Source organism: Silanimonas sp. (assembly GCF_027530345.1).
Classification (GTDB): Bacteria; Pseudomonadota; Gammaproteobacteria; order Xanthomonadales; family Xanthomonadaceae; genus Silanimonas.
The window spans coordinates 1-1,306 of the sequence record NZ_JAPZQK010000034.1 but is presented as its reverse complement, the minus strand read 5'-3'; the positions used below and the strand labels follow the sequence as shown (position 1 = coordinate 1,306).

Here is a 1,306-nt window from a genome sequence, read left to right as displayed (position 1 = left end):
GAGTCTGTAACGTCAACTGTGTAACTGCCCTTTGAGCGAGACTGCGGGTGACCCCGCGAGGAGCAGCGACATGGCGTTATCGAAAGCGATGCTGGACGAGCTGACGGCGGGATACAAGACGCCGCAGGAGCTGGAGGGTCTGTACTCACAGATGCTGCAACACATGGTCAACCGGGCGCTCGAGGCCGAGATGCAGGCGCACGTGGGCCACGAGCGGCACGGCAAGTCGAATGGCAACCCGCGCAATGGCAAGAGCCGGAAGACCGTGCAGAGCGCGATGGGCGATCTGCAGATCGAGACGCCACGCGACCGTGACGGCACCTTCGAGCCTCAGCTGGTGCCGAAGCGGCAGCTGCGCTTGGCCGGCATGGAGGAGAAGATCCTGGTGCTGTACGCCAAGGGCATGACCACGCGCGACATCGAATCGGCGCTGGTGGACCTGTACGGCGTGACCATCTCGCACAGCGTGATCGCGCAGATCACGGATGCGGTGCTGGACGAAGCGCGGCTGTGGCAGACGCGGCCACTGGAGTCGATCTACCCGATCGTGTGGCTGGACGGGATCGTGGTGAAAGTGCAGCAGAACAAGCAGGTGATCAACAAGTCCGCGCATGTGGTGCTGGGCGTGAACCTGCGCGGCGAGAAGGAGGTTCTGGGCCTGTGGTTGGCGGAGAATGAGGGCGCGAAGTTCTGGCTGTCGGTGCTGACCGAGCTTCGGCAGCGCGGCGTGCAGGACATCTACATCGCCAGCATGGACGGGCTGAAAGGCTTGCCCGAGGCGGTGAACGCAGTATTCCCGAAGACCTTGACGCAGCTGTGTATCGTGCATCTGGTTCGCGCCAGCCTGCGCTACGTGACGAGCACCGACCGCAAGGCGGTGGTCGAGGCGCTGAAGGCGATCTACCAGTCGGCCACCGCCGACGAGGCGGCCCGCGAGTTGGACGCCTTCGAAGCAAACTGGGGCACGAAGTACAAGGCCATCGTGCGGCTGTGGCGAGGCAACTGGGACAACGTGATTCCGTTCTTCCAGTTCCTGCCGGAGATCCGCAAGGTGATCTACACGACGAATGCGATCGAGTCGTTGAACATGGTCATGCGCAAGTACACGCGCAACCGGCGTATCTTCCCGAACGACGACGCAGCGCTGAAGGCGCTGTTCTTGGCGATCCGCGAAGCGTCGAAGAACTGGAAGATGATCCACCACTGGAAGCCAGCGCTACAGAGCTTCCAGGTGATGTTCGGCGACGAGCGCGTGCCGCTGGCCGCCCTGTGAGAAACCCGGTTACACAGTTGGTTTGACAGACCC

General features: G+C 62.6%; 1 protein-coding gene. It reads left to right on the top strand.

Annotated elements, in window-relative coordinates:
* Positions 1–70 precede the first annotated feature (70 nt).
* Positions 71–1,273: an IS256 family transposase gene (locus O9255_RS13670; protein ID WP_297867422.1), complete on the top strand. Its 1,203-nt coding sequence runs from the start codon at positions 71–73 to the stop codon at positions 1,271–1,273.
* Positions 1,274–1,306: the final 33 nt, after the last annotated feature.

Coding starts and splice junctions, on each gene's coding strand:
- O9255_RS13670 (WP_297867422.1), top strand. CDS start 71: ATGGCGTTATCGAAAGCGATGCTGGACGAGCTGACGGCGGGATACAAG.